Consider the following 13905-nt stretch of genomic DNA (forward strand, 5'->3'; position numbering starts at 1 on the left):
TTTAAGACACCTGCACCATCGGATAATGTGGCTGGGCCGAATCAATACTGGCCGGATATTCCAGCAGAATCTGAATAAAGGATGGAATTAAGGCAGCAAAAATACTGGTTGCCCCAGCCAGAATGTCACGGTTTAACAGGCTGTTATAGTTGGCACCGCCGCTGGTAAACTGGTGACGCAGACTGTCAAAACGTTTAAACACCGCCATTAGCAAGGCCACCGACTGTTTATTTTGCAAGGTCTGTTGCAGATCAATCTGCTCTTGGGCAGCGCGCTGCTGCCATTCATCGCGCGTGAGCTGTAAATGCTGATAGGCCCAAAATTCCGGATGGGTATACGGGTGCGCCAACAGGGCCTGAATCTGCTGCTGGTATTTTTCCCATAACACATAATCAATTTTTCGGGTTTCATCCTGCTGGTGCAGAAGCTGAAAAAACTGCTGTAACTGCGCAGCGGATGGACTGGCCGCATCTTCACGGTAAATGGCCTGAAAGGCAATCCATAAACTCATAAACTTGAAATCCAGCTCCTGATCCAGACTCAGGGCTTTTTTAAACCAGCTCAGGCTGCGCTGTATTTTCAGATTAAAATGCACCGAATTTTCATTCTTTTTACTGCGGTAAATTTCCTCAACCACCAGCATCTTTGTTATCCTTTTTCTTGTCTTACTGCATCAATGTAATGGTTTTTTTATTTTGTCTCAACCTTTTGATCCTTCAATTTATTTATTACCCGTCTATTTTCCAGCATAAATAAATCCGAGTATTTTCCTTTTATTTAAATAAAATAAATAAAAAATCTGAAAGCTTAAAATATATTTAAAACACATTTTATCTAGCAGCTACTTAAAATAAAGAAATGTAAAGTTATATATAAAATCACGAAAAATGTAATTACACAAAAGATTACATTCTTAAAAATCCTATGTAGGACAGCCAATTAAAAATGCCGGCTTAAAATCACCGCTTACAACTAAATAAGATGTAACAGAGCCAGGGTTTTTCATGAGATGTTTCATGTTAAAAAGAAGCTATCTGTTTTTCTCAGATGATTTCAGCGCGCTAGCGATAGCGTCGATATCTATAAAAGAGGTGTTCAAATGCAAAATCAAAACAATGGTTTAAACCAACAGCAACAGCAGCCTCAACAGCAAGGCAATCAGCAGCAACAAGACCGTCTGCAGCAACAGCAACCTCAACAACAGCAAAATAACCAGCAACAAGGCAATCAGCAACGCCAGCAAGATCAACAGCAGCAACAGCCTCAACATCAGGGCAACCAGCAGCAACAACAAAACCAGCAACAGCAACAGCAACAACCGCAGCAATATGGTCAACAACGCCATAACCAGAATGCGCAGCAGCAAAACAATCTCTTAGATGATGAAGATATGTAAAACCATTTTTTGTTTTTCACTTATTTTTATTATAAATAATCGAAGGAGATGATCATGGTCAACAATGCAAATGATCCACATGGGTACTGGCGTGACAACCATGCAGACCGTCCTTACTACAATGATTTTAAAAGAGATATCCCAGATATTGATTATGATCGGGACTTATCTTCTGCTTATGACCTCGGTACACGTGCCCGCAGTGAATATGGCACAGATCGCGACTTTGAAAGTTCTGAAGGCGACCTGAAACAGCGCTGGGAAGAGTTTAAAGCAGATTCTCGCTTAAAATGGGAACAGGCCAAGCACGCGATTAAAGATGCCTGGGATAGAAACTAGATTGCCCTCAGTCTGGTTCTGATACGGTTCAGAGTTATAGGTCATTATGACCTATAACTTTTTTATATCTAAGGGTTTTATCTCTGCAGATTTTCTATTTTGGGTTGTCTATTTGATTTATATATTCCTATTATTTTTGCTTGACTACTTCAATAATACTCTGACTAATTGCCCGCGACAGCTGTTCCAGTTTTTTCTTTTTGGTGCCATTAAATACACAGCGATAATGATGCAGTTTATTCTGATACGAAATACAGTAAAAAAATGTTCCGACCGGTTTTTCCTTAGTTTCAGAGCCACCACGTTTTAATAAACCGGTACAGCCAACAAAAATATCAGAATCAATGATCTGTTTGGCTTTTAAAACCAGCTGTTCTGTCACTTCGGCAGATTCAGGAGAGTATTTCTCCAGGAATTTCTTTGAAATTTTTAAAATACTGACTTTTAAATTGGCGTCATAACAGACCAGGCTGCCATTTAAAATATCGCCTGAATTTTTATTTAATGAAAAACGATAGGCCAGATACCCTGCCGAAGCACTTTCAATAAAGGTGACTTTTAATTTCTTTTTGGCAAGTAACTGGCAGCATTTATTCATTTATACCCATCCTGAATATAATTATTCCTTCCGATTTAAACATAGCTCTTTTTCAGTGCTTTTTTCTGAAAAGTAACATTTCATTTATTTTTTAAAACTAAAAATATAACCCTCTGATTTTTATACCTATAGGTTAATTGCCCATATACATACTTTACATGAAGCCACACAACTCAGGCTTAAGTTTACAGCCAACTAGATTACTGTTTTCTAGGGTTAAATCATGGAGCAGAATAATGCCAACGGTCGTCAAACAAAGATTATTAGACATACTCAATGATGTGCCTGAAACCTATTTTGATCTGGTGTCCTTTTATTTAGATGCCGATATTGCTCCCACCGCCAAACAACAAAAAGCCCTGTTCAGTTTAAAAAATGAAATTGAAACCCTGCCGTTGGCCCTACCCGATTTCCCTAGCCAGCTGGATCAGCTGGAGCACTGGATGATCCAGCATGAACAGCAAGCCCAGCTCGAATTTGAATATTATTTAAAGCACCGTGCCTGGGGACAGCCACGCGAATATTTTCACTGCCTGTCCGATGCTTATGAGTTTCTGATCAAGATTGCCCCGACCCAGCGTGCGCAGGCAGCCTGGCTCTACAGTTTTAGCCAGCACTGGGATGACCGGCGCTATACCGAGCTGATTCAGCTGTATCTGCAAGCTCTGGCCTATGGTCACACGCAGCAGCATCAGCTGTATCAGTTCAATGCACTGCTTGAAACCCTGCAGCTAGATAACTTTGTACTCGGTCTGGAAGATGGCTATTTTCATCAGGCTGCAATTCAGCTGGCACTGGCGTACTGCCCTACCGATTTCATGCCTTTGACCTTAGGGTTTCATATTGGCAAACACCTGTGCTCGCTGCATCAGCTGATCATTGCGCATGAACTGAAAGAACTCGGTATTCACACCCGCTGTTTTCAGCCACAGCAGCGTTCAACATCACGGCATACGCCTGTGCTACATGCCATTGCCAGTCTGGCCCCGGACGAAAAACAGCAGGCTCAATATCTGCGCCTGATTCAGCTGGGCTATGCCTTAAGCCAGCAAGGCATGAACGAAGAAAAAATCCTGCAGCGGCTGCATCTGCACGACATTATCCAGAAAATTTTCCAGCATAAAGCCCTGATGGGCAAATTCATTCATGACAATAAATGTATTTTTACCAACCGCAGCATCAACCAATGGCTGGAAACCGTCGAAGGCGTGGATGGTTTTATCCAGCAGCTGCTGGAAACCGACTGGATCCGTTTAGGTCAGGACCCGGAGCAGAGTAAATTCTGGCGTCTGATTCATCAGCAGGAAAGCCAGATGTTCGGGCTGTTTAACCGTACCGAACAGCAGTTTATTTATGACTGGATTCTGGGAGATGCCGCAGTACAGCATCCTGCCCCATCTGCGCTGCAAAGCACGTCGGACCATTTTAAAACCAGCGACCACTTTAATTATATGGCCGAGCTGGAGCTGGAAGAAATTCAGCTCAAATACGCCCAGGCCTCATCTTTTGACGACAAAATCCGGCAGCTATTGCCTTATTTGGCCCCGCATAAATCTGCCAGCGATGCCGGACGCTGGTGTACCCAGCAATACAGCCAGGCCCTTTTCCCGGCGCTGTCGCAGGCGCTCGACCCAATGCATCATAAAAGTTAATTACGGAGAACAGCAACAATGAAAAAAGATCAACAACCGAGTGAAATGGCCGGCGCAGATGCGGCAAACCGACAGAACAGTAATGATAAATCCGTTCAATTAGACCCGTATCGCAGTGATGCGACACAACAGGCGCTCACCACCAATCAGGGCGTTAAAATTGCCGATAACCAGAACAGCCTCAGAGCTGGCATTCGCGGGGCCACCCTGCTCGAAGATTTTATTTTTCATGAAAAAATGACCCACTTTGACCATGAACGGATTCCGGAGCGTATTGTGCATGCGCGTGGCACCGGTGCGCATGGTTATTTTGAAGCCTATCCGGGCAATGAAAAATATACCAAAGCCCATTTTCTAACTACCCCAGAACATAAAACGCCAGTCTTTGTACGCTTCTCGACCGTACAAGGGCCGCGCGGCTCGGCAGATACGGTACGCGATATTCGCGGCTTTGCCATCAAGTTCTATACCCAGGAAGGCATTTATGACATGGTCTGCAACAATGCCCCGGTGTTCTTTATTCAGGATGGCATGAAATTCCCGGATTTTGTGCATGCCTTAAAACCGGAACCGGATACCGAAATTCCAACCGGTGCCAGTGCACATGACACCTTCTGGGACTTTGTTTCGCTGGTGCCAGAAAGCTCACATGCGGTGATCTGGGCCATTTCCGACCGTGGTATTCCAAAAAACTTCCGTAGTATGCAGGGCTTTGGCGTACATACCTACCGCTTTATTAATGCCGAAAACAAATCGGTGTTTGTGAAATTCCACTGGACCCCGAAACAGGGTATGGCCGCCTTGGTCTGGGATGAAGCACAGAAAATTGCCGGGAAAGACCCGGATTATCATCGCCGCGATTTGTATCAGGCCATCGAGAACGGTTTCTATCCGGAATGGGAACTGGGTGTGCAGATTGTGGAGCAGGAAGATGAAATGAGCTTTGACTTCGACCTGCTTGATCCGACCAAGCTGATTCCGGAAGAACTGGTGCCGGTCATTCCGATTGGCCGGATGGTGCTCAACCGCAATATTGACAATTTCTTTGATGAAACCGAACAGGTCGCCTTCTGTCCGGCGCATATTGTGCCGGGAATCGACTTCACCAATGACCCACTGCTGCAGGCGCGGATTTTCTCCTATACCGATACCCAGCTCAGCCGTTTAGGGGGTCCGAACTTCCATCAGCTGCCGATTAACCAGGCGGTGTGTCCGTTTCACAATAACCAGCGCGATGGCATCCATCAGAGCCGGGTTCATCGCGGTCAGGCGGCGTATCAGCCCAACTCGATTGACAATGACTGGCCACGAGAAACCCCACCCGCAGCCAAAGGTGGCGGTTTTGAAAGCTATCAGGAACGCATTGACGGGCATAAAATCCGTCAGCGCAGTCCATCCTTTAGCGATCACTTTTCGCAGGTGCGTCTGTATTTCAAAAGCCTGAGCCTGCCTGAACAGAAACACGTGGTCGATGCCTATGTCTTTGAGCTGAGTAAAGTGCAGCGCAAACCTATCCGTGAGCGTGTGGTGCACAATATGCTGGCCAATATTGATGCCAATCTGGCCAAAATGGTCGCCGATAAACTCGGCATTGCACTAGATGAAAGCCAGCTGCCGCCTGATCTACCCGAGGAAAAAACCTCAGCCAAGTTATCCATGACGGCATTTTTACCGCCGAATATTGAAGGCCGTAAAATCGCGGTACTGGTACATCCCCATGCCGCCACCGACAATATTGAGCCGATTCATCAATGGGCCTTAAAAGAAAATGTGATGCTGGATTTTCTGACGCCCACCCCTGCCCCAACCACCACCATTGAAGATGACATGATTCCATCTGATGGGATGCAGCAGGCCGAACCCTCAGTGCTGTATGATGCAGTGATTGTGCTGGATGGCAACAATCTGGATGCCTTTAAGCGCGATGGTGTGGCCTGCCATTATGTGATTGAAGCCTATAAACATTTAAAACCGGTGGTGTTGTTAGGGGATAAAGCCGAGCTGCTGGAACATCTGCGTCTACCGCCAGATGAAGGCGTATTTAGCGATGCCAGTTTCCAGAATGTGGCGGAAGGCTTTAAAGAAGCGATTCGTCACAACCGGGTCTGGGCACGTGAAGCCATTGCAGAATCTATTCCGGCTTAATTGTCCTGCACTCATACAAGCTGAATCAACAAAAGGGAAGCCAATGGCTTCCCTTTTGTTTGAATAGATGGATGAGATTCAGATTAAAACTTGATGTACATAGTGCTTTCCTCTCACCTTAATCTGCAATCTGCGCCGTTTGATACCGCTCCAGCTCCTTGTCACTCGAGATCTGTGGAGGGGCTGCAATATCCAGCGGTTCTAAGCTCATTAAGGGCACTTTGATCTTCTTTCCCTTTGGGGTCTTCGGCTGATCTTCATCAACGGTAATTTTCTGAATAAATGTCGCCAACCAGAGTATAAACTCTTCTTTATTGCTGCTTTTCGGCACAATGCTCAAGTCCAGTTTCAGCTCGTTGGCATATAAAGGGTTGACCATCAGCTCATTAAAGTCGATGCAATTGACCAATAATTTAAGACGTGTTTTTTTGATTTCAGCACGCAGCTCAATCATTAACATATTTAAATCATTGATAATATCTCCTCTAAAGTCCTTATTTTGCTCGACATTTCTATAGATTATTTCAGCAAGTTTAATATACTGGGGCATATGATCATCCATTTATTATTCTGAATATAGTAATATTGAAGGATTTTGCGTAATTTTATGTAGTATTTAATAGGTATTTTGCAAGAAAAATGCTTCTTGTTACATTGGAATTACATATTTTTTTAAACAAATCAAAGAATAACTATAATTTTTGAATTGATTGTCAATTTTTCCAGTGAATTAATTTTATTATTTTTATTATTTTTATTCTAGCTGGGAAGATTATATATGTATTTTAATTATATATTCTAATTGAATTTAAAGATCATTTTCGGGAGTATTCATTTAATTTATAAAATAACTTAAACTTAATATCAATAATTATAATTTATATTTTAACAATATAACAGTTAAAATAGCAGCAAGCTAAAATATGGATATTCACCCTCCCACCTTCGGACAGCCAACAACAATCTTTTTTCGTCAGCCGGATTTTGTGCTACTATCTCGCCCCTGCACGCCCAGTGGATGTGAGTAAAACCCTCTGCCTTGTGCTGCCCGATCTGTGCGAATAGCGCCTCAGTTTTGTTTCCCGTCGTTGCAAGGTTTGCTGTTGAATGTCAAATGTAAATACGCTTGAAAATATCCAACTGCCAAGAATTTCCGTGGCCCCCATGATGGACTGGACCACCCGGGATTATCGTTTCTTTGCGCGCCTGTTTAACCCAAACGTGATTTTATACACAGAAATGGTCACCACTGGTGCCATTATTCATGGTGATGCCAAACGCCATCTGGACTTTAATCAGGAAGAACATCCAATTGTGCTGCAATTGGGCGGTTCCAATCCTCAAGATCTGGCCACTTGTAGCAAAATGGCGCAAGACTGGGGCTATGATGAAGTTAACCTGAATGTCGGCTGCCCAAGTGACCGCGTGCAGAACAATAAAATTGGTGCCTGCCTGATGGCCGAGCCTGATCTGGTGGCAGAATGTATTGCAGAAATGCGCCATGCGGTGGATATTCCAGTGACGGTTAAACACCGGATCGGGATTGATGACATGCATTCGTATGAAGAAATGCTGCATTTCGTCGATACCGTTGCCAAAACCGGCTGCAATAATTTTATCGTGCATGCCCGCATTGCGCTGCTACAAGGCTTATCGCCGAAAGAAAACCGTGAAGTGCCGCCTTTACGCTATGAAGATGTCTATCGTTTAAAGCAGGATCGCCCGGAGCTGATCATTGAAATTAATGGCGGCATTAAAACCCTGGCAGAAACACAGGCACATTTACAGCATGTCGATGGGGTGATGATTGGCCGCGAAGCCTATCACAATCCGTATTTACTGGCCGAACTGGGACATTTCTGGAATCTGCCCCTCCCGGACCGTTTCGAGATTATGCAGCAGATGATGCCATATATCGCACAGCGCGTGACTGAAGGTGCACCGCTGTCGATTATCACCCGTCATATTCTGGGCCTGTTCCAGAACTTGCCAGGCGCACGCAAATGGCGTCAGGCCTTAAGTGGCGGCAATGCCAAAACCTTAAAAGATGTGGAAGTGGCCATTCAGAATATTCAGGCCGCGATGCAGCGTACTGAAAACTATCTGCAGGAACACGCTGTTCAGCCTTAAAAGATCAACAAAAAGCCCTCAATTGAGGGCTTTTTTTAGAATCAGATCGTAACCGGATTATGCCTGTTTGGCTTTTAGCTGATCGAGTTTTTTCAGAACTTCGGCCACGGCCACCATCGCAAAACTGGAAGTAACCACTACCGCCGAACCATAGCCACCACAGCGCAGCCCGGCACTGGCACAGACATCAGCACTGGAAAACGGATTATCAATTGAATAGATGCAGGTAATCCCGAACTTCTCTTTCGGCTTTTTACAGATGCCTTTGCTACGCAACTGGGCACGCAGTTTGGCCAGCATCGGGTCCTGTTCGGTTTTAGATAAATCGGCCACACGAATTTTCAGCGGATCGAGTTTACCGCCGGCACCGCCGGACACAATCAGCGGCACTTTATTAAAGCGGCAATACAGCATCAGCGCCAGCTTGGCTTTGACATCATCAATACAGTCCAGCACCACATCGGGCGTATGCGCCAGCAGGTCTTTGACATTGTCCGGGGTCAGGTAATCATCAATCAGGTTGATCTTGATGCGTGGATTAATAGCACGGCAACGCTCGGCCATAATTTCAATTTTTTCATGGCCCAAAGTGCTGCTCATGGCCGGTAATTGCCGGTTGATGTTGGAAGCGGCCACCACATCCATATCCACCAGGGTCAGCTCACCAATACCAGTTCGTGCCAAGGCTTCAACCGCCCAGGAACCGACCCCGCCGATACCAATCACCATGACATGACTGTTGGCATAATACTGAAAGCTGTCCTCACCATAAATTTTGGCAACACCGGCAAAACGGCGGTCATATTCATCATCTTGGAGCAGTTCAGTCATTGCACAATCAAATCTTATACAGGAGGGCTTATTTTAACGGTTTTTTCACATGGCGTGTGAGATTGGAGGATTTTTGCACGGCGCAACATCAGCGAGAGATTTAAATTTTAGGCCAGATGTAAAGCCTGTAACGCATTCTGCCAGATCATCTCAGCCAGTGCTGTCTGCTCCATCTGCAGGCTTTGCGCCAGCCCTTCAAGTACATAAGGCAAATTGGCCGGCGTATTGCGGGTGCGCTGCTCGGTCGAGGACTGGCAGCACAGCGGTGTCATATCCGGACAATCGGTTTCAAGCACCAGATGTTCTGGGCCTAATTCCTGCACCACCCGATGCAGTTTCTTGGCATTCGGATTGGTAATTTGTCCGGTCACGCCAATTTTAAAACCCAGTTTGATAAAGGCTTTGGCTTCTTCAACACCGCCACTAAAGGCATGGGCAATTCCGCCATAGCTAAAATTCTGCTGTTTTAGCAGCGCCAGCACATCGGCATGGGATTTACGAATATGTAGCAATACCGGACGCTGAAACTGGTGTGCCAGCTCCAGCTGGGCGGTAAAATACTTTTGCTGTTTCTGATACAGCTCGGGCTGTTTATGCTGCTTTAAAAAGGTATCCAGGCCAATTTCACCAACCGCAACACAGTCCTGTTTACGCAATAACTGTTCTACATCCAGCAGATGTTGCGGCTGATGCTGCTCGATATAAAACGGATGTAATCCCGGTGCCAGATGGCTTCGCGGCACCTGGCTTAAACGGTTCAGCCATTGATGGGTATTCAGTAACTGCTGAAAACGCGACTGCACAAAGCCAATTAAAATCAGCTGTTCGACACCCGCCTGCTTCGCCTGATAGGCCAGTTGCTCCCGATCGGCATCAAAATCCGCCACATCAAAGTGGGTATGGGTATCAAACAGTGCCAATGCCATTAGATGGTTTTCGCGTCAGCGCTGGACGCAGCTGCTGTAGTGGCTTCGCTGGCTGGCGCTTCAGGTGCCGGCAAATATGGTTTTTTCAGCACCTGCTGCAGCTCTGCATAAGGAATCATCAGCCGTGGCAAACCGACCACATACGGTCCAATTTCATATTCGGCATATTGCAGAATCAGGCCTTGCTGCCCCAGATAGAAATTATCCGACAGCTTGAATTTCCAGGCCTGCTCGTACTCGGCAACATTATTGGCCAGTTTGCTGTCTACCACCCATTGTTTAAAGGCGTCATAGGCGGCAGCTTCCAATGCAGCTCGTTGCTGCGGCTGCAAGATGTCAGCCAGTTTGACCTGCTTTTTCTGCTCCAGGTCAAAATTAAAATAGGTTTGTGCAGTAGCGCCATGTGCACCGCCCAGATAGCTGCTGCTATTTACCACCACGGTGGCCAGCGGCCCTTCCGAGTTTAAAATTTTTGGTTTAATCATCAGGCTAATCTGATGATTGGCACTCAGCGCCTTGATTTCCTGATCCAGACTTAAGAAGGCCGCAATAAAGGGCTGCACCTGCTGTTCCAGTTTCTGTTTTGGCGTTGGAATTTGCGTTAGTGCATGTGCCGAGGAAGCGGGCTCTGCCGCAGAGGCCGGCGATTCAATATTCAGAGGTTTATCTGCCGGGGCAATTTCTAGGGTCTGGTTCAGTTCTTTGAGAATGTACTGGTCAATCTGCTCATCGACAAAAGGCTGGTTACTCTGCAAACGCTCAACAGAAAGCTCCGGGCAGTTCTTGCCTTCACATTCCGGCAAGTTCAGCTGCAGCTTTTCCGGCTCGCCAATCAGTTTCAGCGCCTGCTGTTCAACTTCTGCAGCCTGCGCCTGTTGTTCCTGTTTCGGTTCGTTATTTTTGGGCTGACATGCGGTCAATGCCATGGACACGGCCAAGACACTCATCACCCATGCTGTTTTTTGCTTTAACATTGAATACCCTTTATTGCCTTTTGTGCATCCCAGATTCAAAGCGGATGTTCTAATTATTAAAACATGCGCGAATAAATTTCAGCTTTTACAACTTGTTGAGTTTGTGCTTTCGTTAAGTAAATATCAAGCTGTGTTCCATCTTTCACAATTTCATGAGTGCGATAATGCAGCCCCATGCCTTCATGATCAAAGAACCAGTCGGCCTGTCCCCAATATAAGGTTTTTGGTGCAGTATTTTGCACCTCTGTACTCTGTTCTTTCAGCCATTGCTGATAGACCTGCTGCACGATTGCATGCATCGCAGTTTGTTGCTCGGGCTGAATAATATCCAGTGCGGTTAAAGCCTGCTGCTGTTGACGATCAGCCACGAAAAAATAATAACGCTCTTTAACTTTTACTGTTTCCTGATGGCTATCCACCCCAATCTGCAATAATACATACTGGTTGCGCTGATAAGCCAGCCGGGTATACAGCGCCAGTTCATAGGCCGGATTTTTGGCAAACTCGGCCTGCCAGGCATCAGATTTTTTTACATAGGCATTCACCGCTTGCTGCAGACTCATGTCCTGTTTCCGCCCGATCTGGTCCTGAATCACCTTGGCCTGACTTTTGGCAATCCACTGGTTCAGCCATGGATCCTGTGTCTGAATGGTTTGAATATCCAGATCAATACAGTTTTTCTTTTCACAAAATGGCAAAGCAATCTCTGCCGGCTGCTGCTTAATCTGCAGGAATGGCAGCACCTCAGCCTTTTCCTGCTGGAAGATATTTTTTTCAGGACGTGCATCTTCAGCCGATTCGTTTTTCTGGGAAGATGAGTCGCAGCCCCCCAAAGACAGTGCCAGCACGGCACAAGCGATAAAACTGATTTTTGTTTGCATTGTTGATCTCTCTTCCTGAAATTTTCCTCATCCTAGAAAAACAGCTTCACGAAGAAGCTGTTTTAACGGCGATAACCCTTTAGTGTTCGCGGGTGTTACGGAACACGATGTCCGGATAACGCTCCTGCATCAACTGCAAGTTGACGCGGCTTGGCGCCAGATAGGTCAGATGACCGCCACCATCAACCGATAACTGGTCATGGGCTTTTTTCTTGAACTCGTTGAATTTCTTCTCATCTTCACAAGAGACCCAACGTACCGTGTTGATGCTGACCGGCTCGTAAATACAATCGACCTTGTATTCTTCTTTCAGACGATAGGCCACCACTTCAAACTGCAGCACACCGACCGCACCCACGATCAGGTCATTGCTGTTTTGCGGCATAAATACTTGGGTCGCACCTTCTTCCGACAGCTCTTTTAAGCCTTTTTGCAGCTGCTTCGATTTTAGCGGATCTTTTAAACGTACACGGCGGAACATTTCCGGTGCGAAGTGCGGAATACCGGTAAACTGCAGGTTTTCACCTGAGGTGAAGGTATCACCAATCTGGATGGTACCGTGGTTGTGCAGACCAATAATATCGCCCGGCCATGCTTCTTCCAGATGCTGACGGTCACCGGCCAGGAAGGTTAAAGCATCTGAAATACGCACGTCTTTACCAATACGCACATGCTTCATCTTCAGGCCTTTTTCATATTTGCCTGAGCAGATCCGCATAAAGGCAATCCGGTCACGGTGTTTCGGGTCCATATTGGCTTGGATTTTAAAGACAAAGCCCGTGAAACCTTCTTCAGTCGCTTCGACCACACGGTCCTGAGTCGGATGTGCTTTTGGTGGTGGCGCATAGTCGCTAAAAGCATTCAGGACATGGTCAACACCAAAGTTACCCAGTGCAGTTCCAAACAGTACCGGGGTTTGACGACCTGCCAGGAATTCTGCACGATCTAACGGTTCATTGGCCATTTGCACCAGCTCTAAAGATTCTTCAAATGCCGCCCAGGCCAGTTCACCGACTTTTTCACGCAGGTCAGCATGGTCATAGCCATCACGCACTTCAATTTCAGGAATGGTTGAACCAAAACCGGCTTTATACACGTAAAATTTTTCTTCCAGCAGGTTAAACACGCCAGCAAAATCACGCCCGGTGCCCAGCGGCCAGGTAATCGGTACACATTTAATTTTCAGGACGTTTTCAATTTCATCCAGCAGTTCTAAAGGCTCACGGATTTCACGGTCCATTTTGTTGACGAAAGAGATAATTGGCGTGTCACGCATACGACACACCTCCATCAGTTTGATGGTCCGGTCTTCGACACCTTTGGCCCCGTCAATTACCATAAGTGCCGAGTCTACCGCGGTTAAGGTCCGGTAGGTATCTTCCGAGAAGTCTTCGTGCCCCGGGGTATCGAGCAGGTTGATCATCTTGTCTTTATACGGGAACTGCATGACCGAGGTGGTAATCGAAATCCCACGCTCTTTTTCCATTTCCATCCAGTCCGAGGTCGCCGCCCGATCCGATTTACGGCTTTTCACCATTCCCGCCACCTGAATCGCCTGCCCCCATAACAGCAGTTTTTCTGTCATGGTGGTTTTACCGGCATCGGGGTGGGAAATAATCGCAAAGGTCCTGCGCGCCGCGACTTCTTTCGTGAGTTGATCTTTAAACATAAGGGAAATCTTCAATATATACACAGTTTGCGACACACATTTTCATGTGAATCCAAGCCGTGAAGGGATAACTTAAAATTGGCGCAATTGTAGCAGATTTCAGCCAACAATCATTAGAGCACTTGGGCCGGAATCGGTTTAAATTTTAAATGGAAAATAAAAGTATCTTGAGATCGCGACTTTGCGATAAAAACGAACAATCCCCGCATCTGTTTCACTTTAAAAGACTTAGTCTTTTCACCGCAGAACAGAACTCCCCATATTTCTTTATCATTTGGAAAAATCAGGAAAAATCAACATTCTCTCTGCGGATATTTTTGATTTAAATATCTCATTAAAGCCAATTAAATAATAATTATTACCA

13 protein-coding genes are annotated in these 13905 nt (G+C 45.9%); 5 read left to right on the forward strand and 8 right to left on the reverse strand.

Features of this window, described 5'->3' with window-relative positions; translation table 11 throughout:
* Position 1: 1 nt before the first annotated feature.
* Positions 2 to 643 carry a hypothetical protein gene (locus FTU67_RS04350; RefSeq protein WP_180006607.1) on the reverse strand — a complete coding sequence of 214 codons (642 nt, stop codon included), beginning with the start codon at positions 641 to 643 and terminating at the stop codon, positions 2 to 4.
* A 456-nt stretch (positions 644 to 1099) separates the two neighbouring features.
* Here FTU67_RS04350 and FTU67_RS04355 point away from each other — a divergent pair, with 456 nt between their 5' ends.
* Positions 1100 to 1396 (forward strand): hypothetical protein, encoded by a 297-nt coding sequence (locus FTU67_RS04355; protein ID WP_180061454.1) that lies wholly within the window; start codon positions 1100 to 1102, stop codon positions 1394 to 1396.
* A 54-nt stretch (positions 1397 to 1450) separates the two neighbouring features.
* Positions 1451 to 1735: a hypothetical protein gene (locus FTU67_RS04360; RefSeq protein WP_005180111.1), complete on the forward strand. Its 285-nt coding sequence runs from the start codon at positions 1451 to 1453 to the stop codon at positions 1733 to 1735.
* Between the two features lie 130 nt (positions 1736 to 1865).
* On the opposite strand, the gene FTU67_RS04365 is transcribed toward FTU67_RS04360, so the two are convergent.
* Positions 1866 to 2333, reverse strand: a complete 468-nt coding sequence (locus FTU67_RS04365) for a CinA family protein (protein WP_160242814.1) — start codon at positions 2331 to 2333, stop codon at positions 1866 to 1868.
* Between the two features lie 236 nt (positions 2334 to 2569).
* Here FTU67_RS04365 and FTU67_RS04370 point away from each other — a divergent pair, with 236 nt between their 5' ends.
* On the forward strand, positions 2570 to 3985 hold the full coding sequence (locus FTU67_RS04370) for a hypothetical protein (protein ID WP_180006605.1): 1416 nt from the start codon (positions 2570 to 2572) through the stop codon (positions 3983 to 3985).
* A gap of 18 nt (positions 3986 to 4003) precedes the next feature.
* Positions 4004 to 6130, forward strand: a complete 2127-nt coding sequence (katE, locus tag FTU67_RS04375; RefSeq protein ID WP_016658604.1) for a catalase HPII — start codon at positions 4004 to 4006, stop codon at positions 6128 to 6130.
* Between the two features lie 118 nt (positions 6131 to 6248).
* Here katE and FTU67_RS04380 read toward each other — a convergent pair whose 3' ends face one another.
* On the reverse strand, positions 6249 to 6680 hold the full coding sequence (locus tag FTU67_RS04380) for a hypothetical protein (protein ID WP_168417105.1): 432 nt from the start codon (positions 6678 to 6680) through the stop codon (positions 6249 to 6251).
* A gap of 557 nt (positions 6681 to 7237) precedes the next feature.
* Here FTU67_RS04380 and dusA point away from each other — a divergent pair.
* Positions 7238 to 8260: a tRNA dihydrouridine(20/20a) synthase DusA gene (gene dusA / locus FTU67_RS04385; RefSeq protein WP_180061455.1), complete on the forward strand. Its 1023-nt coding sequence runs from the start codon at positions 7238 to 7240 to the stop codon at positions 8258 to 8260.
* 57 nt (positions 8261 to 8317) lie between these two features.
* On the opposite strand, the gene FTU67_RS04390 is transcribed toward dusA, so the two are convergent.
* The 5 genes from FTU67_RS04390 to FTU67_RS04410 form a co-directional block, all read right to left on the reverse strand.
* On the reverse strand, positions 8318 to 9091 hold the full coding sequence (locus tag FTU67_RS04390; protein ID WP_005180122.1) for a ThiF family adenylyltransferase: 774 nt from the start codon (positions 9089 to 9091) through the stop codon (positions 8318 to 8320).
* A gap of 107 nt (positions 9092 to 9198) precedes the next feature.
* Complete coding sequence (locus FTU67_RS04395; protein ID WP_180061456.1) at positions 9199 to 10017, reverse strand: TatD family hydrolase; 819 nt, start codon at positions 10015 to 10017, stop codon at positions 9199 to 9201.
* Positions 10017 to 10991: an RsiV family protein gene (locus FTU67_RS04400; protein WP_180061457.1), complete on the reverse strand. Its 975-nt coding sequence runs from the start codon at positions 10989 to 10991 to the stop codon at positions 10017 to 10019. Before FTU67_RS04400 ends, FTU67_RS04395 begins: the two co-directional genes overlap by 1 nt.
* A gap of 56 nt (positions 10992 to 11047) precedes the next feature.
* On the reverse strand, positions 11048 to 11872 hold the full coding sequence (locus FTU67_RS04405) for a hypothetical protein (protein WP_180061458.1): 825 nt from the start codon (positions 11870 to 11872) through the stop codon (positions 11048 to 11050).
* Between the two features lie 79 nt (positions 11873 to 11951).
* Positions 11952 to 13541, reverse strand: a complete 1590-nt coding sequence (locus FTU67_RS04410; RefSeq protein ID WP_180061459.1) for a peptide chain release factor 3 — start codon at positions 13539 to 13541, stop codon at positions 11952 to 11954.
* Between the last annotated feature and the right edge of the window lie 364 nt (positions 13542 to 13905).

The organism is Acinetobacter sp. YH12132, from assembly GCF_013418645.1.
Taxonomy (GTDB): Bacteria; Pseudomonadota; Gammaproteobacteria; order Pseudomonadales; family Moraxellaceae; genus Acinetobacter; species Acinetobacter indicus.